The following is a 24,241-nucleotide window of genomic DNA, read 5'->3' as shown; positions in this document are numbered from 1 at the left end:
GTTTTGCGAGGCCCACTTTGCTGCGTTTGGCGAGATCACGCCAATGTGGCACGCGGTGACGTCCAGCGGCGAGACCATCATCGAGCAGCATCCGGGTTATCTCGGCAAGGACATTGCCATGGTGGTGATTCGTGCGTTCTTCGATGCCAAGGACGTGGTGCGCTACGTCTATATCGGCGAGGCGTGGACGCTTGACCGGATGATTGAACCGGGCGAGCAAGAGGCGATCATGCGCGACGGCCTTACCAACCATCCCGACCGCGTCGAGATTGTCCAGCTGCAGGGCGAGGACCATGAGTGCGGCCAGATCATGGGGCAGCGCAAGATCATTCGACCCGAGAGCGGGCGGCCCTATCTCGGGCCACTGCAGATGGTCATCGACCTGCCGTTCGTGCCAGACGGCGCCACGATGCAATCCGAGGGCCGCATGGTCGGCGTGCTGCCGGCGCGAGGGATGCGGCAATGACGACTATTCCGAACCTCCTGGTGCTCATCGGCGCATTGGCTCCTGAAAAGAGCGCTATGGGGCGATTTGTTGGCTTTGGAGGCACCACGTCTAGACTTTTGGATATGTCCAATTAAGCGCGCGTTAGCTGCGCGCCGGAATGGCCACAAACGGTCCGGCCTCGGCGTGAGCGAATCGGGCTATTGTGCCCTGCCGCCAAAGTAGCCATTATGGCTCTTTACCTAAAGTAGCAACATGAAATTAAAATCAGCAAAGAGTGCAGAAGAACTCTCAAAATCTGGCCGGCCGCAAAAGCGAACGCTGCGACAGAGGACCAGCTAACCCGTCCTATTCGTGAGAGTGCGTTTTTTTGGGTCCGATTGATGTGGCCGCACATCTGCTCTGACGAGGCGCGCGGGATTGCCTTCGGCTTTTCACCGCCTGACGACCCGTACTTTGCAACGCGCTTGAGGGATGGGTTGGGCGAACGGGGGGCGGACGCCCCGCCGCTCAAGGACCGAGCGGCAGCAGCGCGCCTGGCAAGCCGCGGATCAGGTCGGCTTCGGGACATGCCGCGGCAAACGCAAGGCGAATGGGCGCGTGGTCTCGACCACACGGGCGGCGATTTTCAAGAGCCGAAGACGCAGCGTCGCGAACTCGGCAGTGGCCAATTCCCGGAGTTTGGGAATTGAGAAGCAGTATTTTGTCTCTGAATCTTCGGTCTATCGGCTGTTGACGGCGAAGCGCGCAGGTCATCCACCATGCTCGCGGCACGTTGGTCATCAGGTTCTCGACAGCTTCCCCATTTAACAAAACATACAGGGCTGGTCGCCTTGGAAAAACATCGGCTGCCGATGCTCACGGTGCGTGCCTGTCGAGGGCTGTAAAGGGTGGTTTGTTGCTGATTCCCTGCATGTCAGATCGAAGGCTCGGTTCATAATTTGAAAGGGAGAAGGGATGGATTTCCCCTCGATCAAGTGGGTGCGTGAACAGCCGGACAGCACGGGCCCGCAAGAGAGTTCACCCGCGGCGCCGTCCGCAGAAGCGGCGACCGTTGAGCGGCAACTGAGCGAGATCGCCAATTCAAGTGGAGGTGGTGGAGCAATGCCGGCCGCCTCGGCGCTGCAGCCGGCTCAGTCAGCTGGGGTTTTGATAGGGCGGAGCAAGGAGCCTCTTTATTCCGAGGACGCTCGCCTTATTTCGGGGCTTGAGAAGGTCCTCATCAAGGGCAATGTCGCCATTCCCACCGCCTACAGCTATGTAAGTTCTCTTCGCGGCTTCAGCCGCTGGCTCTTCGCAAATAACAAAGATCCGATTGCTGCTCGGCTCGACGACCAGTCGCTGACCGATGATGCGCGCGAGGCCATCGAAAAGGGTCATCACAGGAACCTCCGTCCGGCAATAGACCATCTCCGGACCTTCCAGTCGACGGGCGGAGTCGGGCCGATCACAGGCCGCGCTGAGCTAAATCCTCACCCCCAGGACGTGGCTCTCATCAAAGAGTACAAAAACGAAGCAGCGACAGGGACCAGCAAGACGTATGCAGCTTCTCTACGCAGTTTCAGTGGCTACCTGCGTGAAAACAACAAGAAGGGCATTGCTGGTCGGCTTTCCAGCAACACGTTGGATGAAGATGTTAAGCGCTATAGGAAGGACGCCGGGTGGGATCGGAATATCGGTGCCGCACTGGCTCGTCTCCGAAAATCGCAGGCCGGCGCTAAAGCGATGGAGTTCGAGCGCCATATTTCTCCCGTTCCTGATCCCGAAGACGCGGCACTGATGGAGCCGTGGCGCGTCGGCGGCGCCGCTGCGCAGCACAGCGCGTCGCAGGACGCGGGCAGTCGGCCATTGGTCCTCCCGGAAGGCTACGATCAGGATTTGCTTTGGGAGCTGATGGACGAACCCGGCCCGTCGTCATCTCTCGAGCCAGCCGCGCGCCATGACCAGTCATCGGATCCCGGAGAGACCATTCGTCCCTTGAACTGGGGCTACGACCGCCAGCAGTTCCTGGACGAGCCGATGGCTGCACTTGCCAGGAGCAACCTCCTGCCAAGCGAGGAGGTCCTCATCAACGATGAGCATGACACAGCTGAGTTGCGGCCAGCGAAGAGGCCGAGGACCCTAGACAATCTGCACGGCCTTGCCAGCGAGCGGCAGCTGAGCGAGATCGCCAATTCAAATGGAGGTGGTGGAGCAATGCCGGCCGCCTCGGCGCTGCAGCCGGCTCAGTCAGCTGGGGTTTTGATAGGGCGGAGCATGGAGCCTCTTTATTCCGAGGACGCTCGCCTTATTTCGGGGCTTGAGAAGGTCCTCATCAAGGGCAACGCCGCCAATCCCACCCACGGCTATATATATTCTCTTCGCGGCTTCAGCCGCTGGCTCTTCGCAAATAACAAAGATCCGATTGCTGCTCGGCTCGACGACCAGTCGCTGACCGATGATGCGCGCGAGGCCATCGAAAAGGGTCATCACAGGAACCTCCGTCCGGCAATAGACCATCTCCGGACCTTCCAGTCGACGGGCGGAGTCGGGCCGATCACAGGCCGCGCTGAGCTAAATCCTCCCCCTCAGGACGTGGCCCTGATCAAAGAGTACAAAAACGAAGCAGCGACAGGGACCAGCAAGACGTATGCAGTTTCTCTACGCAGTTTCAGTGGCTACCTGCGTGAAAACAACAAGAAGGGCATTGCTGGTCGGCTTTCCAGCAACACGTTGGATGAAGATGTTAAGCGCTATAGGAAGGACGCCGGGTGGGATCGGAATATCGGTGCCGCACTGGCTCGTCTCCGAAAATCGCAGGCCGGCGCTAAAGCGATGGAGTTCGAGCGCCATATTTCTCCCGTTCCTGATCCCGAAGACGCGGCACTGATGGAGCCGTGGCGCGTCGGCGGCGCCGCTGCGCAGCACAGCGCGTCGCAGGACGCGGGCAGTCGGCCATTGGTCCTCCCGGAAGGCTACGATCAGGATTTGCTTTGGGAGCTGATGGACGAACCCGGCCCGTCGTCATCTCTCGAGCCAGCCGCGCGCCATGACCAGTCATCGGATCCCGGAGAGACCATTCGTCCCTTGAACTGGGGCTACGACCGCCAGCAGTTCCTGGACGAGCCGATGGCTGCACTTGCCAGGAGCAACCTCCTGCCAAGCGAGGAGGTCCTCATCAACGATGAGCATGACACAGCTGAGTTGCGGCCAGCGAAGAGGCCGAGGACCCTAGACAATCTGCACGGCCTTGCCAGCGAGCGGCAGCTGAGCGAGATCGCCAATTCAAATGGAGGTGGTGGAGCAATGCCGGCCGCCTCGGCGCTGCAGCCGGCTCAGTCAGCTGGGGTTTTGATAGGGCGGAGCATGGAGCCTCTTTATTCCGAGGACGCTCGCCTTATTTCGGGGCTTGAGGAGGCCCTCCGCAATGGCAACGCCGCCAATCCCACCCACGGCTATATATATTCTCTTCGCGGCTTCAGCCGCTGGCTCATCGCAAATAACAAAGATCCGATTGCTGCTCGGCTCGACGACCAGTCGCTGACCGATGATGCGCGCGAGGCCATCGAAAAGGGTCATAACAGGAACCTCCGTCCGGCAATAGACCATCTCCGGACCTTCCAGTCGACGGGCGGAGTCGGGCCGATCACAGGCCGCGCTGAGCTAAATCCTCACCCCCAGGACGTGGCTCTCATCGAAGAGTACAAAAACGAAGCAGCGACAGGGACCGGCAGGCAGTATGCAGTTTCTCTACGCAGTTTCAGTGACTACCTGCGTAAAAGCAGCAAGCCGGGCATTGCTGCTCGGCTTTCCGGCAACACGTTGGATGAAGATGTTAAGCGCTATAGGAAGGACGCCGGGGGTAGTCGGCATATCGGTGCCGCACTGGCTGATCTCCGAAAATCGCAGGCCGGCGCTAAAGCGATGGAGTTCGAGCGCTATATTTCCCCAGTTCCTGATCCCGAAGACGCGGCACTGATGGAGCCGTGGCGCGTCGGCGACGCCGCTGCGCAGCACAGCGCGTCGCAGGACGCGGGCAGTCGGCCATTGGTCCTCCCGGAAGGTTACGATCAGGATTTGCTTTGGGAGCTGATGGACGAACCCGGCCCGTCGTCATCTCTCGAGCCAGCCGCGCGCCATGACCAGTCATCGGATCCCGGAGAGACCATTCGTCCCTTGAACTGGGGCTACGACCGCCAGCAGTTCCTGGACGAGCCGATGGCTGCACTTGCCAGGAGCAACCTCCTGCCAAGCGAGGAGGTCCTCATCAACGATGAGCATGACACAGCTGAGTTGAGGCCAGCGAAGAGGCCGAGGCCCCTAGACAATCTGCACGGCCTTGCCAGCGAGCGGCAGCTGAGCGAGATCGCCAATTCAGGCGGTCGCCTGCTGACGTCGGCCCCCACCCATCAACTGGGTGCATCGCCATGGCAGGCGCAGCCGATGATGCAGGCGAGCGGGCACGAAGATGCCACGGCGCCGCATGCGGTCGCGACGTACGTCGGAGGCGCCGCTGCGCAGCACAGCGCGCCGCAGGGAGCTGTCAGTCGGCCATTGGTCCTCCCGGAAGGTTACGATCAGGACCTGCGTTTGATGGTGGAAGACGGCCCACCGTGGTCCGGGGTTCCCCCTGAGCAGGCGCAGGAGATAGTCCAAGCTGGAGAGCAGGAACCTGCCAGGTCCACCTCGACCTGGTCGCCGCAGATGCCGCTCGACTTTGATTGGAGTATGTGGCGGATCCTGGAAGCAGCGTCAGCGCACTCTGCCAGGGCTCCTTCAGACATCGAAGGCGGTCTTGAGGCAGCGGTTCATCCGAATCCGCCCGCACCGTTCGAGTTGCGTGACAATGCTTGGAGCCCGGCGCCTGACTTTCCGCCGCCGTTTGCCGGGCCAGTACCGGGTCATCACCAGGGCGTTCGACAGCCCGGCTCGCCGCAGGGGCTTTCTCCGGCGCCAGCCTTCTCGGATGATGAAGCTTTGGCGTGGTTGCGCGAGGAGCTGGCGCGGCGGCAGATGCAAGAGCCGGCCTCACCATCAACCAGCAGGGCTCCGTCAGACACCTACGGCGGTCTTGAGTCTTTTGTTGATCTGGATGCGCCCACGTCGTCCGAATTGCGCGACGATGCTCACTTTGCGCCGGCGCCCGCTGCCAGGGCTCGCTCAGACACCTACCGTGGTTTTCCATTGGTTGATCTGACTGCGCCCACGCCGTCCGAATCACGCGACGATGCTAATTCTGTACGGCCGTTTCCGAGCACCTCCGCTGATGCTCAGATCGGGGCTTTAGGTCCGACAGCCTCCTCCCACGGCCGCGGGCTGGTGCTCGAGGACACGGAATGGCTGGGCGACGAGCATATCGACAGGGATTACCGGCTCCAGGAGCTGGATTTGCGGAGGAACCATCCGGATCTCGCCGCCCGGACGCGGTTCGTGAATCCCCTCATCGTCCTAAATTATCTGCGCTCTAACGACGATGGCGTCGTGCTAACCGAATTCCAGCGCATCGTCTACGATAATGGTAACGATACAGCCGACTTCCTGTTCCTGCCCGTGATTAATGCCGTTCCTGAAGATCCTAATAGCCTCGGCAACCATTGGTCGCTGCTGTTCGTTGATCGCAGAGACCGGGGGCGGCCGGTCGCCTATCACTACGATTCCTACGGGGGACTCAACAACAAGGATGCAGAACATCTCGCAGGTCGGCTGGACCTCCACCTGGAGCCAGCCGGCATGGCCCGGCAGCGGAACGGCTATGATTGCGGCGTCTTCGTGGTGGACGGCACGCGGGCGCTGGTTAGGCAATTGGAGCAAGGACGGGAGCCAGACCTGCTGAACCTCAGCAACCTCGTTGCCAATCGGCAGGCACTGCAGAACCGACTCAGGGGCTGATGTCGCCATGGGCGGATAGCTCAGGCTGGAGCGGCTCACGCCGACGGCCTGGGCCCCCGGGCACGAAGGACCGGAACCAGCGCAGCGTCGCGAACTCGGCTGTGGCCAATTCCCGGGCTTTGGGAATCGCGTCGCGCACGGTCAGCATCAGCCATTAAGCGGCGGTGTGGAGAACGAGGCGGACTTGATTGGCGAGCGCCGAACGGCAGCTGGTGCGATCGGAGGCGAGCTGTGTCTTATGCAGCTTGATCAGATTCTCGGCTTGGCCGCGTGCGCAATACAGGCTGTCGTAGATCCACTCGGCCGAGCCGACATCGAGGCTGGTGACGACGAAACGGATGTCGAGGCCGAGCATCGTCGCCTCAATACGGGCGACGGTACGCCGTTCGCGATCCCAGGACTTTGCCTTGTGGCGCGTCTCGGTATAGCCACGCAGAACCGGCAGGTTCTCGATGGCGCGTCGCGTGCGTGCGCGGCTTGCGGCCTCGTCGACTTTTCTGGCGAGCGGCTTGGTGCCGGACAGACCGAAGATGTAGTCGATGCCGTTGGTCTCGCACCACGTCATGGCCTCCGGCCGAGCATAGCGCCCGTCGCCACGGAACGTAATTCGCGTGTTGTGCCACCGCGTCCGGATATGCCGTATCAGGCGGCGCAGATGGGCACGCACCTCGACGCCGCCCGGCGTCTTGCCGGGCCGCAGCACGACCGCCACGGGCCGGCTCTTCTCCGTGTCGTAGACGTGGATCGGCAGGAAGCAGCGTTCGTCATAATGAGCGTTGAACAGCGAGAGCTGCTGATGGCCGTGGACGACATCGCAGGTATCATCGATGTCAAGCGTGACGGATGCCGGCTCGCGCGGGTAGCTATCCATCCATGCGTCGACCAAAGTGTAGGTCAGTCGGATCACGTCGCGCAGGCGCGGAGCATTCTCCAGCCGCGACAGCGTCGGTTGGGAACACAGATCGCGACCCGTCTCCGGCAGCCGTCCGCAGGCCAGCTTGAATGCGGGATCGGACCGCAGATGATCGGGGTCGTCGGCGTCCTCGTAGCCGCAGCAGATCGCGAACATGCGCGCGCGGAACATATCGACAAGGCTGTGCACGACCCGCGTCGGATCGCGCCGATCCGGGAACACCCGGGCCAAATTGTCGGCCAAGCCGAGACGCCGCTCGGCCATCGCCAGAAGCATCACGCCCCCGTTCGAGGTCAGCCGACCGCCATCGAAGGCAGCTGTGACTTTCCTGGCGTGAACGGCTGGAAACGAGAAGGGCAGAATCGTATCATCGGTCATGGCGGGCGTGGTGTTCGCGGTTGAGGTGATGGGGTTGGCTTCGCAACCGAATCCTACGCCGCATCAGCGCTTTACACCACGCTCGCCAGCCTCTCAGGCGCACTCTGACGAATAAGACGGGCTAGAGCATTTTCCGACCGGAAAGAATCGGGTGGGGATTCCCAAAACGGCGCGAGTCAGATTCAAGCTGCATGCTGGCGAGGGAGGCCAGCATGTATGGCCAGGGCGCTTTCGGTTGATCTTCGCCAAAGGGTGGTAGCCGCGATTGACGGTGGCATGTCCTGTCGACAGGCTGCTGAGCGCTTTGGTGTCAGCGCGGCCAGTGCGATCCGCTGGCGCGGTCGCCTCAAGAAAGTTGGCGACATCGTTCCTAAACGCCAGGGCGGTGACCGCAAATCGCAGCGCATCGAAGCGCATTCGCAATTGATTCTGGAGGCGGTGACAGCGAGGCCGGATATCACGCTTGCCGAGTTGCGAGAACTGTTGAAACGTCGTGGAATATCGACTGGCATCGCGTCGCTCTGGCGTTTTTTCCAGCGCAGAAAGATCACACTTAAAAAAAGACAGCGCACGCCGCCGAGCAACGGCGCGGCGATATAAATGCCGCACGTGAGGAGTGGTTCGAAGGGCAAATCGACCTTGACCCTGAGCGTCTCGTCTTCATCGACGAAACCAGCGCCAACACCAAAATGGCGCGGCGTTACGGGCGCTCGCCACGCGGCGAGCGATGTCGTGCAGCTATCCCACACGGACATTGGAAGACGACGACGTTCACCGCTGGATTGCGCTCCGACGGTCTGATCGCGCCGCTTGTTCTGGACGGTCCAATGGATGGCGACGCTTTCCTGGCCTACGTCGAGCAATTGCTCGCCCCATCGCTGCGGCCGGGCGATACCGTTATCATGGACAACTTGCCCGCTCACAAGGTCCATGGCGTTCGAGAGGCCATCCAGGCGGTCGGAGCTAGCCTGCTCTATCTTCCGCCCTACAGTCCAGACTTCAACCCGATTGAAATGGCCCTCTCCAAACTGAAAGCGCTGTTGCGGGCCGCCGCAGCGCGCACCATGCCCGATCTCTGGCAAGCAATCGCCAACGCTCTCAAACGCTTCTCACCCGAGGAATGTCAAAATTATCTCGTCGCGGCTGGTTACGACGCAACGTGATCGGAAAACGCTCTAGCAGCGGCAGATTTCCAGATCTTGGATTTCAGTGTACCCAAAGTGAGGATGGTGAAGGCGGGCAGCCGAAACCACCGCGCCAACTTCGTATCATTGACGCTCGTGATATTCCTCGTGTGGCCGCACATCTGCTCTGACGAGGCGCGCGGGATTGCCTTCGGCTTTTCACCGCCTGACGACCGGTACTTTGCGCCGCGCACGCTTGAGGGATGGGTTGGGCGAACGGGGGGCGGACGCCCCGCCGCTCAAGGACCGAGCGGCAGCAGCGCGCCTGGCAAGCCGCGGATCAGGTCGGCTTCGGGACATGCCGCGGCAAACGCAAGGCGAATGGGCGCGTGGTCTCGACCACACGGGCGGCGATTTTCAAGAGCCGAAGACGCAGCGTCGCGAACTCGGCAGTGGCCAATTCCCGGACTTTGGGAATTGAGAAGCAGTATTTTGTCTCTGAATCTTCGGTCTATCGGCTGTTGACGGCGAAGCGCGCAGGTCATGCACCATGCTCGCGGCACGTTGTCGTCATCAGTTTCTCGACAGCTTCCCCATTTAACAGGGTTGGTCGCACTGGAAGCACATCGGCTGCCGATGCTCACGGTGCGTGCCTGTCGAGGGCTGTAAAGGGTGGTTTGTTGCTGATTCCCTGCATGTCAGATCGAAGGCTCGGTTCATAATTTGAAAGGGAGAAGGGATGGATTTCCCCTCGAACAAGTGGGTGCGTGAACAGCCGGACAGCACGGGCCTGCAAGAGAGTTCACCCGCGGCGCCGTCCGCAGATGCGGCGACCTTTGAGCGGCAACTGAGCGAGATTGCCAATTCAAATGGAGGTGGTGGAGCAATGCCCGCCGCCGCTGCGCTGCAGCCGGCTCAGTCAACTGGGGTTTTGATAGGGCGGAGCAAGCAGCCTCTTTATTCCGAGGACGCTCGCCTTATTTCGGGGCTTGAGGAGGCCCTCCGCAATGGCAACGTCGCCAACCAAACCGCCTACGGCTATGTAAGTTCTCTTCGCAGCTTCAGCCGCTGGCTCTTCGCAAATAACAAAGATCCGATTGCTGCTCGGCTCGACGACCAGTCGCTGACCGATGATGCGCGCGAGGCCATCGAAAAGGGTCATTACACGGCGCTCCGTCCGGCAATAGACCATCTCCGGACCTTCCAGTCGACGGGCGGAGTCGGGCCGATCGCAGGCCGCGCTGAGCTAAATCCTCACCCCCAGGACGTGGCTCTCATCGAAGAGTACAAAAACGAAGCAGCGACACGGACCGGCAGGATGTATGCAGCTGTTCTTCGCAGTTTCAGTGACTACCTGCGTGAAAACAACAAGAAGGGCATTGCTGGTCGGCTTTCCAGCAACACGTTGGATGAAGATGTTAAGCGCTATAGGAAAGACGCCGGGGTCGGGGGTAATCGGAATATCGGTGCCGCACTGGCTGATCTCCGAAAATCGCAGGCCGGCGCTAAAGCGATGGAGCTCGAGCGCCATATTTCCCCAGTTCCTGATCCCGAAGACGCGGCACTGATGGAGCCGTGGCGCGTCGGCGACGCCGCTGCGCAGCACAGCGCGCCGCAGGGAGCTGTCAGTCAGCCATTGGTCCTCCCGGAAGGTTACGATCAGGATTTGCTTTGGGAGCTGATGGACGAACCCGGCCCGTCGTCATCTCTCGAGCCAGCCGCGCGCCATGACCAGTCATCGGATCCCGGAGAGTCCATTCATCCCTTGAACTGGGGCTACGACCGCCAGCAGTTCCTGGACGAGCCGATGGGTGCACTTGCCAGGAGCAACCTCCCGCCAAGCGAGGAGGTCCTCATCAACGATGAGCATGACGCAGCTGAGTTGAGGCCAGCGAAGAGGCCGAGGACCCTAGACAATCTGCACGGCCTTGCCAGCGAGCGGCAGCTGAGCGAGATCGCCAATTCAAATGGAGGTGGTGGAGCAATGCCGGCCGCCTCGGCGCTGCAGCCGGCTCAGTCAGCTGGGGTTTTGATAGGGCGGCAGAGCAAGCAGCCTCTTTATTCCGAGGATGCTCGCCTTATTTCGGGGCTTGAGGAGGCCCTCCGCAATGGCAACGCCGCCAACCAAACCGCCTACGCCTATGTAAGTTCTCTTCGCAGCTTTGGCCGCTGGCTCTTCGCAAATAACAAAGATCCAATTGCTGCTCGGCTCGACGACCAGTCGCTGACCGATGATGCGCGCGAGGCCATCGAAAAGGGTCATAACAGGAGACTCCGTCCGGCAATAGACCATCTCCGGACCTTCCAGTCGACGGGCGGCGGAGCCGTGCCGATCACAGGCCGCGCTGAGCTAAATCCTCACCCCCAGGACGTGGCTCTCATCGAAGAGTACAAAAACGAAGCAGCGACAGGGACCGGCAAGGCGTATGCAGTTGCTCTACGCAGTTTCAGTGACTACCTGCGTGAAAACAACAAGAAGGGCATTGCTGCTCGGCTTTCCGGCAACACGTTGGATGAAGATGTTGAGCGCTATAGGAAGGACGCCGGGGGTAATCCGACTATCGGTGCCGCACTGGCTGATCTCCGAAAATCGCAGGCCGGCGCTAAAGCGATGGAGCGCGAGCGCCATATTTCCCCCGTTCCTGATCCCGAAGACGCGGCCCTGATGGAGCCGAGGCGGGGCGGCGACGCCGCTGCGCAGCACAGCGCGTCGCAGGACGCGGGCAGTTGGCCAGAGGAGGTGCTTCCTGTAGAAGGCTACGATCAGGATTTGCTTTGGGAGCTGATGGACGAACCCGGCCCGTCGTCATCTCTCGAGCCAGCCGCGCGCCATGACCAGTCATCGGATCCCGGAGAGACCATTCGTCCCTTGAACTGGGGCTGCGACCGCCAGCAGTTCCTGGACGAGCCGATGGCTGCACTTGCCAAAAGCAACCTCCTGCCAAGCGAGGAGGTCCTCATCAACGATGAGCATGACACAGCTGAGTTGCGGCCAGCGAAGAGGCCGAGGCCCCTAGACAATCTGCACGGCCTTGCCAGCGAGCGGCAGCTGAGCGAGATCGCCAATTCAAATGGAGGTGGTGGAGCAATGCCGGCCGCCTCGGCGCTGCAGCCGGCTCAGTCAGCTGGGGTTTTGAAAGGGCGGAGCAAGCAGCCTCTTTATTCCGAGGACGCTCGCCTTATTTCGGGGCTTGAGGAGGCCCTCCGCAATGGCAACGCCGCCAACCAAACCGCCCACGGCTATGTAAGTTCTCTTCGCAGCTTTGGCCGCTGGCTCAAAGCAAATAACAAAGATCCGATTGCTGCTCGGCTCGACGACCAGTCGCTGACCGATGATGCGCGCGAGGCCATCGAAAAGGGTCATAACAGGAGACTCCGTCCGGCAATAGACCATCTCCGGACCTTCCAGTCGACGGGCGGAGTCGTGCCGATCACAGGCCGCTCTGGGCTAAATCCTCACCCCCAGGACGTGGCTCTCATCGAAGAGTACAAAAACGAAGCAGCGACAAGGACCAGCAAGGCGTATGCAGCTGCTCTACGCAGTTTCAGTGACTACCTGCGTGAAAACAACAAGAAGGGCATTGCTGGTCGGCTTTCCGGCAACACGTTGGATGAAGATGTTAAGCGCTATAGGAAGGACGCCGGGGGTAATCGGCATATCGGTGCCGCACTGGCTGATCTCCGAAAATCGCAGGCCGGCGCTAAAGCGATGGAGCGCGAGCGCCATATTTCCCCCGTTCCTGATCCCGAAGACGCGGCACTGATGGAGCCGATGCCCGTCGGCGGCGCCGCTGCGCAGCACAGCGCGTCGCAGGACGCGGGCAGTTGGCCAAAGGAGCGGCTTCCTGCAGAAGGCTACGATCAGGATTTGCTTTTGGGGCTGATGGACGAACCCGGCCCGTCGTCATCTCTCGAGCCAGCCGCGCGCCATGACCAGTCATCGGATCCCGGAGAGACCATTCGTCCCTTGAACTGGGGCTACGACCGCCAGCAGTTCCTGGACGAGCCGATGGCTGCACTTGCCAGGAGCAACCTCCTGCCAAGCGAGGAGGTCCTCATCAACGATGAGCATGACACGGCTGAGTTGCGGCCAGCGAAGAGGCCGAGGACCCTAGACAATCTGCACGGCCTTGCCGGCGAGCGGCAGCTGAGCGAGATCGCCAATTCAGGCGGTCGCCTGCTGACGTCGGTGGCCCCCACCCATCAACAGGGTGCATCGCCATGGCAGGCGCAGCCGATGATGCAGGCGAGCGGGCACGAAGATGCCACGGCGCCGCATGCGGTCGCGACGTACGTCGGAGGCGCCCCTGCGCACAGCGCGCCGCAGGGAGGTTACGATCAGGATCTGCGTTTGATGGTGGAAGACGGCCCACCGTGGTCCGGGGTTCCCCCTGAGCAGGCGCAGGAGATAGTCCAAGCTCGAGAGCAGGAACCTGCCAGGTCCACCTCAACCTGGTCGCCGCAGATGCCGCTCAACTTTGATTGGAGTATGTGGCCGACCCTGGAAGCAGCGTCAGCGCACTCTGCCAGGGCTCCTTCAGACATCGAAGGCGGTCTTGAGGCCGCGGTTCATCCGAATCCGCCCGCACCGTTCGAGTTGCGTGACAATGCTTGGAGCCCGGCGCCTGACTTTCCGCCGCCGTTTGCCGGGCCAGTACCGGGTCATCACCAGGGCGTTCGACAGCCCGGCTCGCCGCAGGGGCTTTCTCCGGCGCCAGCCTTCTCGGATGATGAAGCTTTGGCGTGGTTGCGCGAGGAGCTGGCGCGGCGGCAGATGCAAGAGCCGGCCTCACCATCAACCAGCAGGGCTCCGTCAGACACCTACGGCGGTCTTGAGTCTTTTGTTGATCTGGATGCGCCCCCGCCGTCCGAATTGCGCGACGATGCTCACTTTGCGCCGGCGCCCGCTGCCAGGGCTCGCTCAGACACCTACCGTGGTTTTCCATTGGTTGATCTGACTGCGCCCACGCCGTCCGAACCACGCGACGATGCTAATTCTGTACGGCCATTTCCGAGCACCTCCGCTGATGCTCAGATCGGGGCTTTAGATCCGACAGCCTCGTCCCACGGCCACGGGCTGGTGCTCGAGGACACGGAATGGCTGGGCGACGAGCATATCGACAGGGATTACCGGCTCCAGGAGCTGGATTTGCGGAGGAACCATCCGGATCTCGCCGCCCGGACGCGGTTCGTGAATCCCCTCATCGTCCTAAATTATCTGCGCTCTAACGACGATGGCGTCGTGCTAACCGAATTCCAGCGCATCGTCTACGATAATGGTAACGATACAGCCGACTTCCTGTTCCTGCCCGTGATTAATGCCGTTCCTGAAGATCCTAATAGCCTCGGCAACCATTGGTCGCTGCTGTTCGTTGATCGCCGCGACCGGGGGCGGCCGGTCGCCTATCACTACGATTCCTACGGGGGACTCAACAACAAGGATGCAGAACATCTCGCAGGTCGGCTGGACCTCCACCTGGAGCCAGCCGGCATGGCCCGGCAGCGGAACGGCTATGATTGCGGCGTCTTCGTGGTGGACGGCACGCGGGCGCTGGTTAGGCAATTGGAGCAAGGACGGGAGCCAGACCTGCTGAACCTCAGCAACCTCGTTGCCAATCGGCAGGCACTGCAGAACCGACTCAGGGGCTGATGTCGCCATGGGCGGATAGCTCAGGCTGGAGCGGCTCACGCCGACGGCCTGGGCCCCCGGGCACGAAGGACCGGAACCAGCGCAGCGTCGCGAACTCGGCTGTGGCCAATTCCCGGGCTTTGGGAATCGCGTCGCGCACGGTCAGCATCAGCCATTAAGCGGCGGTGTGGAGAACGAGGCGGACTTGATTGGCGAGCGCCGAACGGCAGCTGGTGCGATCGGAGGCGAGCTGTGTCTTATGCAGCTTGATCAGATTCTCGGCTTGGCCGCGTGCGCAATACAGGCTGTCGTAGATCCACTCGGCCGAGCCGACATCGAGGCTGGTGACGACGAAACGGATGTCGAGGCCGAGCATCGTCGCCTCAATACGGGCGACGGTACGCCGTTCGCGATCCCAGGACTTTGCCTTGTGGCGCGTCTCGGTATAGCCGCGCAGAACCGGCAGGTTCTCGATGGCGCGTCGCGTGCGGATGTCGTCGGCGGCCTCGTCGACTTTTCTGGCGAGCGGCTTGGTGCCGGACAGACCGAAGATGTAGTCGATGCCGTTGGTCTCGCACCACGCCATTGCCTCCGGCCGGGCATAGTGCCCGTCGCCACGGAACGTAATTCGCGTGTTGTGCCACCGCGTCCGGATATGCCGTATCAGGCGGCGCAGGTGGGCACGCACCTCGACGCCGCCCGGCGTCTTGCCGGGCCGCAGCACGACCGCCACGGGCCGGCTCTTCTCCGTGTCGTAGACGTGGATCGGCAGGAAGCAGCGTTCGTCATAATGAGCGTTGAACAGCGAGAGCTGCTGATGGCCGTGGACGACATCGCAGGTATCATCGATGTCGAGCGTGACGGATGCCGGCTCGCGCGGGTAGCTATCCATCCATGCGTCGACCAAAGTGTAGGTCAGTCGGATCACGTCGCGCAGGCGCGGAGCATTCTCCAGCCGCGACAGCGTCGGCTCGCCAGCCTCTCAGGCGCCCTCTGACGAATAAGACGGGCTAGGTGGTGTGGACACTTATCGCATCCATAAGACGATGGCTGCGAGAGTGACGACGGCCAGGTAATTTCGGGCGGTCTTTTCGAAGCGGGTTGCAACGCGGCGGAACTGCTTGAGCTTTGAGAAGCAGCATTCGACGAGATGACGCTGGGCATAGAAATGCTTGTCGAGTGGATATTTGAGCGCGCGTGACGGGTTGTTGGGGATCACGGCGAGCGCGCCTTTGGCGGCGATGGCTTGGCGCAAGTGATCGGCGTCATAGGCCGTATCGGCCATGACGACCTCGGCGGATAAGCCTTCGATCAATGCGGCGGCTTGCGGTGCATCGCCCTTCTGACCTGCGGTGAGCTTGAACCGCACCGGACATCCCAAGCCTCGAACGGCCATATGTATCTTGGTGCTCAGGCCGCCGCGCGAGCGGCCGATCGCTTGATCTTCCGCTTGATCTTCAGACCCCCCTTTTTGGCGCCGGCGGCGTGCTGATGCGCCCGAACGATGGTGGAATCGACGATCAGATATTCGAAGTCCGGATCATCGGACATCCGAACCAGATCACGATCTGGAAAAACCAGCTCCTGGAAGGCGCCGCCGGCGTGTTTGGGCATGACAAGGCGTCGGCCGAGACGCCGGTCGATTTGAAGGCGTTACATGCCAAGATCGGCGAGCTGGCGTTGGAAAACGATTTTTTGTCCGGCGCGCTCACCAAGGCGGGCCTGCTGAGCGCAAAGCGATGATCGACCGCGGTCATGATCTTTCTATCGTGCGCCAGGCGAAGGTCCTGAAGCTGGCTCGCAGCACGGTCTACTATGAACCTCGGCCAGTTTCGGCCGAGGACCTTGCCTTGATGCGTCGGCTCGATGAGCTGCATCTCGATTATCCCTTCGCGGGAGCGCGTATGCAGCGATCGTTGCTGCGGCGGGAGGGCGTATACGCCGGTCGCCGCCACATCGCGACGCTGATGAAGCGCATGGGGATCGAGGCGGTCTATCGTCGCCCGAACACGAGTAAGCCGGCACCGGGTCACAAGATCTACCCGTACCTGTTGCGCGGATTGAAGATCGAGCGGCCCGACCAGGCGTGGGCAATGGACATCACCTACATTCCGATGCGGCGTGGCTTCGTCTATCTCGCGGCGGTCGTCGATGTGTTCAGCCGACGGGTCCTGGCCCATCGCGTCTCGATCACAATGGAGGCGGCCTTCTGCGTCGAAGCGGTCCAGGAGGCGTTGGCGAAGCACGGCAGGCCCGAGATTTTCAACACGGACCAGGGCAGCCAGTTCACCAGCCTCGAGTTCACCGATGTGCTGCTGGACGCGAAGATCGCCATCAGCATGGACGGCAAGGGCGCCTGGCGCGACAACGTGTTTGTCGAGCGGCTCTGGCGCACGGTCAAATACGAAGAAGTTTATCTCCGCGCCTACGACAGCGTGTCCGAGGCGCGAGCGTCAATTGCCAAGTATCTGGCCTTCTACAATCAGGGACGCCCTCACTCGAGCCTTGACGGGCGCACGCCCGACGAGGCTTACTTCGGCACGCAAGCTATGGTGATGGCCGCATGACCGTCGCCGACGATTTTGTCGTCGCTCTGGTCGGGCTACGCCCTCCCGACGCAACGACAAAATCGTAAGGCCCCGCGTTCAGCATAACCCGGCAGGAATCCACTTAAATCCCGCGGGGCGCTGTCCAAACAACCGGCGCCAGCTCTATGATCTGCACCGTCCATAACCTCCTCAAGCTGTTCAACCTCGCAAACGCAGCCTGAGCCTGCTACTCTACAACAAATGCCCGTCACGAAAACATATCTGGACGGGCTCCTAGCCCGTCCTATTCGTGAGAGTGCGTTTTTTTTTGGTCCGATTGATGTGGCCGCACATCTGCTCTGACGAGGCGCGCGGGATTGCCTTCGGCTTTTCACCGCCTGACGACCGGTACTTTGCAACGCGCTTGAGGTGTAGGTTGGGCGAACGGGGGGCGGACGCCCCGCCGCTCAAGGACCGAGCGGCAGATCGGCGTGCCCGCCGACTGGCTGGCCGATGTCCGTGCGGCCAACGAAGATGGCTTCTTCGCGTTGGCGGCCCGAAAAAGCAGTGAATGATTTCGGTCGGCTGTGATTCCTTCGGATTTGCGAAGATTCGAGGGAGTGCACCATGCCATGGACCAAAATCACTCGTGGCACGCCGAAGACGGACTTGACGCCCCGCTCGTCAGCTTCTCGTCAGCTACTTCGCCAATCATCCTACAGTCAAATAGCCCGTGAGTGAGCGTAGGCGTAAATAATTCTCCCCTGGCAATGACCAACCTACAAAAGACTTTCTCAGTAGGAACGCAAATCGCGATGTATGGCAGAATTGGTTGCTCATCCAATATCCCGTCCACGAGTGCTGGCGAGGCTGACGAAACGAGACAGTCAGCAGGCTGCCACGAATTCGAAAAGAAATTAGCAGATATGCACTTGGAGACGCCGGATCCCAACGCTAGTTCGTCTTCGACGACAACACGGTTGTATTGTCTCGTTCCCCGACCTCCTGTGGTAGAGATCTCAAGGTCTTCATTCGAGCGGAAGATGAAGGACTTTCATGGCGATCGAATCAGGCATATCGCCGCGAACCCAGAAGAGTACTCGCATTTCGTATCCTCAAAAGCCGAGCGCACGGTAGGTCTTGCTAAAGGCGTCGGTTCTGCCAGAAAGCATACGAGCGACGCGCGCTATTTCAGCTATGAGCTGGGCAATAAGAGTGTTGGACTTCTGAGAACAGAAGGCGGATTTAGCATGAGTGATGTGTTCGAAGGGGAAAAGTGGAAGGATCAGTTTCCCGGACGAACTGAAATCACCTCCACTACAGTTCTTCGGGTCACTCATCCACTTGTCGACAACGCAGGCGATATTCTGCTGGAACACCAACTTCGGCTCGACGGCGAACGACCGTTAGTTGATTCTACTCCTGCCAGCCTAGAGGCACAATCACGCTTAGCAGCCATGGGTTATGTTGAGGTGGATGAAGCGAACATGGTGCTTGACCCCACCCAGCATCCCGAAAAGTGGACCAAGAACGGCGATGGTGAATGGCAACGTGCAGACAAACCTACACTATATCTTTCCAAAGTTGGTAGCGGTGAGGACGATGATAGCGAGAGTGCAGAAAGCGCCTCGACGGCCTCGAGCCATGATGACTTTGATGTAGACGACCTTACTCACGCGCTCGACGACCTTCTCGCGTAACGATAAACGGTTAATGCGAGTCGCTTAAACAAAAGCCTACTACCTGCTTCCGCCCTCCTTGCTGGCGGAAGGAGAGCGGACGAGCAGCGCAGAAGGCCGTGACTGGCGCGAAGCGTTGAATTGCAAATCTCCTCAGAATCATTATTTCATAGTTCAGACAAAAGCGGCCGCCGGTGTCTGCTTAAGCTGCGGTACCCAGCTTATCGAAGAAATCGATTTGCCCGTCGTTGACCTTCGGGATTGCCTCAGGAAACGCGCGATAGAAGGCTCTCTCAAACTCCACTTTGTCCCTAGAAGCGTTCCCGATACCGATTGCCTGCCAAAGGTGCTGACGCAACGCTGGAACGCCAACCTCTTCGGTTAAGAACTGATGGAGTTTGAATTTGCGGGCGCCGCCTGCGTAGACGACAGGGTTACCGCATGATGGTGATGCAGGAGAATGACCGGGTGCGCCTGATCACCAAAGGCGGGCTGGATTGGTCAAAGCGCTTTCCGTGGATTGTCGAGTCGGCACTCAAGCTGCGGCAGCAGCAATTCATCCTGGACGGCGAAGCAGTGGTGCTCGGCGTCGACGGCATGTCGGACTTCGATGCACTACACTCGCGCGAGCACGATCAAGAAGCCCAGTTCTTCGCCTTTGACATGCTGGCTGGCGGTGGCGATGACTTTCGGCGGTTGCCGCTGTTGCTGCGCAAGCAGAACCTGGCGGCGCTGCTCGCGCGCGGCGCCGACGGCATCCATGCGCACCGTTCGAACAAGGCGAGATCGGCCCCGATCTGTTTCGCCACGCCTGCCTGATGGGATTGGAAGGGCTGGTGTCGAAGCACCGCGAGCGCGCCTGTGGCGCTGGCCGTTGCACGCACTGGCTCAAGATCAAGAACCCGCAGCATCCGGCCTATCGGCGCGTGCAGGATCACTTCTGATCAGCCCGAGCCTTTTGTCGTGACCTTCAACTCGATCTGAAGGACGACGACCTCTTGGTGGTGTCAACGGGGAACCCGTGTACAATCTTGACCGAATCGAGGTGAAGAATGTCGCTCCGTGGCGTGACTGATGAGGACCTGAAGGCGGTTCTTTCTGAAAATTTGACCCCCTCGGATTCGATCAAGACCCGGGAACGGCTGTTCGGCCGGGAGAAGACACTGCGCACGATCGACCGCGCCTTCGCATCTCCTGGCCGCCAGATTTTCATCTTCGGCGACCGCGGCGTGGGCAAAACGTCGCTCGCACTGACAGCGGCCTATCTGCATACCGGCATCGAAAACCTGCCCGTCTATGTGATGTGCGGAAAGACGAACAACTTCGGACAGACGATTCAAGCCATCGGAAACGCCCTGATCCCCGTGGAGCAGCGGATGGAAAAGCCGTCCTCCGGTGGTGGGTTCAATTTCAACCTGCCTGGAGGAATGGGCGGAGTCGGGCTGTCGGGTGGTACTCAAAGTGCGGCCGCCATCCCGGTGCCCCAGTCGCTCAACGAAGCGCTCGATATCATCCGGTATGTCGCTGCGAAGCGGAACACCACAACCATTGTCATTGTCGACGAACTGGAGCGCATTGATAGCACCCCGGAGCGAGAGAAATTCGCCGAATTCATCCGCAACATTCCGGAGCTGAACGCGAACGTGCGGTTCATATTCTGTGGCATCATGCATGACGTGACGGAGCTTTTGCAGTCGCACCCGTCCGCCGGCCGCATTCTGGAAACGATTGAGCTGAAGCGGCTGAATCACGACGACCTATGGAAGATCTTGAGCGTCGTCGCGACAAAACTCAATGTCGAGCTCCAACAAGAAGCGCTGATCCGCGTCGGGCAGGTGAGCGACGGCTTCCCCCACTACGTCCACTTGATCGGCGAGTCGATGTTTTGGAGCATGTTCGACGACCCCGAAGAGGTTCGGAAGTCGGATTCTCGCCATTACAAAGAGGGCATCAAGGGCGCTCTACAGCGGACTGAGGCGGCGCTCAAGGCCCAGTACGAAAAGGCCACGCAGAAGTACCGCAATACGCAGGAATTCGAGGAAGCGTTATGGGCACTGGCCGATAGCACATCAGACCGGCGCCAAATCGCGGAGATTTACGACAGTTCGTACAAATGGATCATGGGCAAGCGGTCAGACCGCCCACTCCTCCCGCGTGAGAGACTCAACCAGCGCTATCTTTCTCTGCGTAAAGACACGCATAGCCGGATAGTTGTAGGCCACGGCTCCGGCTGGTTTTCTTTCCGGGAAGCCATCATGCGCGGTTACGTGCGGCTCAAGGCCGAAGACAACGGCATCGACCTCGGGAAGCACCACAACACCGCCGGGATGAAATAAACGAAAAGGGCGCCCCATTCCTGAGATGCCCGATCCGTTAGAACAACCGAGATATGCGGCTAATCGCGTGGGTGAGCATACACCGTCCACAGCTGCAAGCCCCGCGCTTCCTCGGGGCCTGGAATGCCGCTCATGTCGTTCATCGCCTGCACCTCCACGAGAGCCACCGGCTGATGTGGAAATAGCGGCGGCCCCGGCTGCCGCATACCGGATCGGCATAGCGCGCGGCATGCCTTGGCCTCGCTTGGATCGGTTTGGGCTCATCTGGCCTTATCTCGGCCTCTGCCACTTTGCGCTCCTGCTGCATGGCTGGAACTGGAGTCTGCCAGCGATCATCGAAGAGCAGCTCCGGGGTGATCGGGATCGTCCGCACCATCAACGTAAATGGCTGCGGCGGATCAGCGGCCGCTGGCGCTGGTGCGTTTATCGGGAAGGTATGGACGAAGACAGCGGCCACCGTCCACGCGCACCACACGGCTCCTGAAGCGATGGCCAGCTTGGTCGGAAACATTGGCTGCAGCATCGGATGCATTCTCGCACCTCGCCGCGCCCCAGAAGCTGATGGCAACAAAGAAGCTGCCTCGGATCAACCGCGGCAGCTAATTTTTTCTGAGCTATGTCACTTTTCGCATACCGTTTTTAAGCGGCCTGTCGCATCTCCTCCTGCGCTTCCGCCGGCTCGGCGATGATGCGCCGCAGCTCATCGGCCAGCCGCTGCAGGGCCTCGCGCTTCTCGCCGATGCGCGGGTCCTGATCATAGTGCAGCCCGGTCACCGCAGAGACCGCGCCATGATCGTCGGACTTGATGGTGTGATCCAAGCAGAGCGAGATGGTCGAGCGCGGCACCTTGATGTTGCCCATCAGGCTCGCCGCCGTGCGCCGCAGATCGTGCGGCGTGAAAGGCTTCAGCCCGAGCAGCTCGCACAGCCCCATGGTCTTGGTGACCATCTTGCCGCCGACCTTCTTCTTGGTGCCGCGCAGCGCGCAAGCCATCGCCTTGCGGTTCAGCGGCTCGGTGCCCCAGCGGCCCGCGAACAGCCAAGGGTAATTGCCCAGCGCTTCCTTCGCGATCTCGACCGCCAGATCGCTCAGCGGCTGATGAATCTCGCGGCCCGCCTTGACGCGCTCCTCGGGGATCACCACCAGCGGCAGCTCGCTGTTCAGGCCATTGCGCCCCAGCTCATCGCGGTGGATGTGCAGCAGCTCAAGCGAGCGCAGCATGCTCGCCAGCGCGAACTTGATCGCGAGACAGATGCGGCGATCAATGGTGATGTCGGGCCGTTCGAGACCATGCCAGAGAATCCTGATCTCGTCAGGGTTCAGCTTGCGCTTGCGCGGCGGCTCCGCGTCGAGCGGCGGCAGGTTCACGCAGGGCGAGGTCTGGACATAATCGCGGCCCGCTTCAGCCGCCCAGTTGAACAGGCCAGAGACCGCCTTGCGCATGTGGCGGGCGCTGGAGATCGAGCCCTTCTTGGTGGTCTTGCCCTTCTTGATGATCAGCGTGCCCGCGAGGATGTCGGCCTGCAGCTGCGCAATGTCATGCTTGGTGACTTCGCTGGCGATCCTCTTGCCGAGGCGCGGGCGCACGAAACGGTTCAGATGCGAGGCCATGTTCGCCCAGTCCTTCTTGCGCGGCCCCATCTTGATCTTGATGCCGTCCTTGTCGCGGCCCTTCGGCACCAGCTCGCTGATCCACGCGATGCGCTCGTCAATGATCTGATCCACGGTGATCCCCGACCGCTTGGCCTGCAGCTTGCGGGCCTGCCGCGCGCTCTGCGCGATGTCCTCGCCGGCATTGATCTTGACCTTCAGCTTCCACGCTTCCTTGCGCCAATAGTCCACGCCGCGCTCGGGCTCCTGATAGACGCCGAGCCAATGGGTGAGCCGCTCCTTGGTGATGGGGCAAGTGTATTTCAGGGAGAACGTCGGCGGCGCTGTCGGGCTCAGACTGACGTACAGGCCCGAGCATTCAGCATCGTAAATTTTCGAGCGCGCGGTAACGGCCTTGCGGCACTGCTTGTTGGTGATGTTGGGCATGGGTGATGCCTTTCCTTATCGGATGGTTTCGTTGCGCGGATGATCGGGATGCGGCTCCAGCTGCATCAGGTGGAGGTTCAGAACGAGGTAGTGGCCGTTGTCGTGCAGGCCCGAGTACCAGCCGCGCGAATCAAGCTCGTGCCGCATGTCCTCCTCATTGCAGCGATGCTGCCAGCCGCCGCCCACATTGAAGTTTGCGATCAGCTGGTTCAGCAGCATGATGGCAGGGCCTTCATTGTCGGCCCGGTACAGCACGCGCATATCGGTGGGGTGCACCATGGTGAAGGCCAGCTCGGTGATCTTGCGCGCCCTCGGATGGACAAGGCAGTCGCCTTCCATCCTGATCAGGCCGCGCTTCAGCATCACTGCAAACTTCTTGTCATCCAGCTGCCAGTGCAGGATCGCGCCGTCAGCCTTCTCCAGCTCGGCGAGGCAACCCACGATCTCGGCGCGCTCCTCCTCGACGGCTTCGATGATCACCCAGAGGATGATTGGCAATGCGAAGTTGCCGAAGGTTGCGCCGTTTGCGACGGCGATGGTTTCGGCGACGATGATCAGGGCGAAGGTGCCGCCGATCAGGGTGGGGATGAATGCTTGCTTCATTGGCTGATGATCCTGTTTGAACTGAGGAGGAGCTGCAGCGATCTGCTGCAGCTCCAGTTGCTTCACTTCGGGGCCGAGGCAGAGAGGGTGCCGTCTGCGGCCTTCTTCAGCTTCATGCCCTTCCGAGCGCAGATCGCCTTGATGTTGATCGACGGCCACTCGGTGGCCTCGGCAATATCCTTGCGGGTGACCGCCTTCTTGCCGGTGAGCATCGCGATCACGATCTCAACCTTCGAGCCCTCGCGCTTCGCCGCCTTCTTGGCGGCTGGCTTCGCCTTTGCCTTCCTGGCTGACTTCGCCTTCGCTGGTCTCGCTACCTTTGCGGGCTTCGCGGCCTTCGCGGCCTTTGCATCGCGCGCCTTGTCATCGGCCTTCGCTGCCTCGCTGCCTGCATCGGCAGGCGTGCGCCCATACAATGCCGGAACGAGGATCGCGCGGCCTTCGGCGGTGATCGCGTGCACCAGCGCCTTGCGGCTATTGTTCGCAGTCGCGTTCAGTTTCGCCGCCTCAAGCCGCGCGCCAGCGAGCGTGTCAAACTCGGAGGTCTGCGGCTTGTTGTTCTTGAGGATGGTCGCGGTGAACTTCTTGCAAGCCGGGATGAGCGCGAGATCGGCGACATCGGCGGGGTGGGTTTTTTTGGTAGTCATTTTGCCGGTTTCCTTTTTTCAGAAGCCTGCGCCGGAATGGCGAGGTTCTGACCG

At 60.8% G+C, this 24,241-nt stretch carries 11 protein-coding genes and 6 pseudogenes; 8 read left to right on the top strand and 9 right to left on the bottom strand.

Annotated elements, in window-relative coordinates; genetic code table 11:
- Positions 1 to 43: 43 nt before the first annotated feature.
- A complete protein-coding gene (locus HAP48_RS49130; RefSeq protein ID WP_234622348.1) occupies positions 44 to 466 on the top strand; it encodes a hypothetical protein in 423 nt (140 codons plus the stop codon).
- Between the two features lie 489 nt (positions 467 to 955).
- Here HAP48_RS49130 and HAP48_RS49125 read toward each other — a convergent pair.
- Positions 956 to 1,137: pseudogene (locus HAP48_RS49125) on the bottom strand (transposase); the annotation flags it as partial.
- 265 nt (positions 1,138 to 1,402) lie between these two features.
- On the opposite strand from HAP48_RS49125, the gene HAP48_RS49120 reads away from it, so the two are divergent.
- Positions 1,403 to 6,313 carry a C48 family peptidase gene (locus tag HAP48_RS49120; RefSeq protein ID WP_224496880.1) on the top strand — a complete coding sequence of 1,637 codons (4,911 nt, stop codon included), beginning with the start codon at positions 1,403 to 1,405 and terminating at the stop codon, positions 6,311 to 6,313.
- Positions 6,314 to 6,392: 79 nt separating this feature from the next.
- On the opposite strand, the pseudogene HAP48_RS49115 reads toward HAP48_RS49120, so the two are convergent.
- A pseudogene (locus tag HAP48_RS49115) lies at positions 6,393 to 7,604 on the bottom strand (IS1380 family transposase); the annotation flags it as partial.
- A gap of 216 nt (positions 7,605 to 7,820) precedes the next feature.
- Between HAP48_RS49115 and HAP48_RS49110 the strand changes: the two are divergent.
- Positions 7,821 to 8,767 (top strand): IS630 family transposase gene (locus tag HAP48_RS49110; RefSeq protein ID WP_224496879.1). Its coding sequence is split into 2 segments (ribosomal slippage): positions 7,821 to 8,160 and positions 8,160 to 8,767, totalling 948 coding nucleotides; the frame shifts between segments, so codons are not numbered across the junction.
- A gap of 260 nt (positions 8,768 to 9,027) precedes the next feature.
- Here the strand turns inward: HAP48_RS49110 and HAP48_RS49105 are convergent.
- Positions 9,028 to 9,209: pseudogene (locus HAP48_RS49105) on the bottom strand (transposase); the annotation flags it as partial.
- 258 nt (positions 9,210 to 9,467) lie between these two features.
- On the opposite strand from HAP48_RS49105, the gene HAP48_RS49100 reads away from it, so the two are divergent.
- Complete coding sequence (locus tag HAP48_RS49100; protein ID WP_224496878.1) at positions 9,468 to 14,378, top strand: Ulp1 family isopeptidase; 4,911 nt, start codon at positions 9,468 to 9,470, stop codon at positions 14,376 to 14,378.
- 79 nt (positions 14,379 to 14,457) lie between these two features.
- Here HAP48_RS49100 and HAP48_RS49095 read toward each other — a convergent pair.
- Positions 14,458 to 15,330: pseudogene (locus HAP48_RS49095) on the bottom strand (IS1380 family transposase); the annotation flags it as partial.
- 54 nt (positions 15,331 to 15,384) lie between these two features.
- A pseudogene (locus HAP48_RS49090) lies at positions 15,385 to 15,908 on the bottom strand (IS5 family transposase); the annotation flags it as partial.
- Between HAP48_RS49090 and HAP48_RS49085 the strand changes: the two are divergent.
- The 4 genes and pseudogenes from HAP48_RS49085 to HAP48_RS49070 all read left to right on the top strand — a co-directional run.
- Positions 15,906 to 16,924: pseudogene (locus tag HAP48_RS49085) on the top strand (IS3-like element ISRj2 family transposase); the annotation flags it as partial. The pseudogenes HAP48_RS49090 and HAP48_RS49085 sit on opposite strands and share 3 nt — an antisense overlap.
- A 1,004-nt stretch (positions 16,925 to 17,928) precedes the next feature.
- Positions 17,929 to 18,585: an effector protein NopP gene (locus HAP48_RS49080; RefSeq protein WP_210292784.1), complete on the top strand. Its 657-nt coding sequence runs from the start codon at positions 17,929 to 17,931 to the stop codon at positions 18,583 to 18,585.
- Positions 18,586 to 19,005: 420 nt separating this feature from the next.
- Positions 19,006 to 19,383, top strand: coding sequence for an ATP-dependent DNA ligase (locus tag HAP48_RS49075; protein WP_166208368.1), 378 nt, complete (start codon positions 19,006 to 19,008; stop codon positions 19,381 to 19,383).
- A 233-nt stretch (positions 19,384 to 19,616) separates the two neighbouring features.
- Entirely contained in the window at positions 19,617 to 20,900 is a 1,284-nt protein-coding gene (locus tag HAP48_RS49070) for an AAA family ATPase (protein WP_166208365.1), read from the top strand.
- 139 nt (positions 20,901 to 21,039) lie between these two features.
- Here HAP48_RS49070 and HAP48_RS49065 read toward each other — a convergent pair whose 3' ends face one another.
- From HAP48_RS49065 to HAP48_RS49050, 4 genes are all read right to left on the bottom strand, one after another.
- Complete coding sequence (locus HAP48_RS49065; protein ID WP_166208362.1) at positions 21,040 to 21,432, bottom strand: hypothetical protein; 393 nt, start codon at positions 21,430 to 21,432, stop codon at positions 21,040 to 21,042.
- Positions 21,433 to 21,539: 107 nt separating this feature from the next.
- The gene (locus HAP48_RS49060; protein ID WP_166208359.1) at positions 21,540 to 22,937 is read right to left on the bottom strand and encodes a tyrosine-type recombinase/integrase; all 1,398 of its coding nucleotides are present in this window, start codon (positions 22,935 to 22,937) and stop codon (positions 21,540 to 21,542) included.
- Positions 22,938 to 22,952: 15 nt separating this feature from the next.
- On the bottom strand, positions 22,953 to 23,699 hold the full coding sequence (locus HAP48_RS49055) for a hypothetical protein (protein ID WP_166208356.1): 747 nt from the start codon (positions 23,697 to 23,699) through the stop codon (positions 22,953 to 22,955).
- Positions 23,603 to 24,187 carry a hypothetical protein gene (locus HAP48_RS49050; protein ID WP_166208353.1) on the bottom strand — a complete coding sequence of 195 codons (585 nt, stop codon included), beginning with the start codon at positions 24,185 to 24,187 and terminating at the stop codon, positions 23,603 to 23,605. The genes HAP48_RS49055 and HAP48_RS49050 overlap by 97 nt, the downstream gene beginning before the upstream one ends.
- Positions 24,188 to 24,241 lie beyond the last annotated feature (54 nt).

The sequence above is a fragment of the Bradyrhizobium septentrionale genome (genome assembly GCF_011516645.4).
Lineage (GTDB): Bacteria > Pseudomonadota > Alphaproteobacteria > Rhizobiales > Xanthobacteraceae > Bradyrhizobium > Bradyrhizobium septentrionale.
Note: the sequence above shows the minus strand (reverse complement) of the source record. Positions and strands in the feature narration are given on the sequence as shown.